At 71.4% G+C, this 255-nt stretch carries 1 protein-coding gene; it reads right to left on the bottom strand.

Annotated features, from left to right (window positions below):
- A partial coding sequence (locus ACZ3HH_RS30725; protein WP_465810450.1) for a hypothetical protein occupies positions 1-255 on the bottom strand: 255 nt, incomplete at both ends.

The raw sequence follows: 255 nt of genomic DNA, 5'->3' as shown, positions 1-255 counted from the left end.
CGAGGTCCTGGTTGATCGCGCGCAGCGCCCGGCGCGAGGCGATGATGTCCTGCGTGAAGGTCCACAGGCTCGAATACGTCAGTGCCGCCAGCACGCAGATCGCCGTCGCGGCGAGCCCGACCAGCACGTAGAACACCAGTTGCAGCGCCTTGAGCCGCGCGGTGCGGGCGGCAAGCAGGCGGTCCTCCTCGTCCTGCATCGCCGCCGCCACGCGGTCGACGGCCGCCGCCGGATAGGCGGTATCGGCGCTTGCCG

The sequence above is a fragment of the Pseudomonas sp. PME37.24/025 genome (assembly GCF_055556615.1).
The sequence above is the reverse complement of the archived record's forward strand: the minus strand, read 5'-3'. Positions and strand labels throughout refer to the sequence as shown.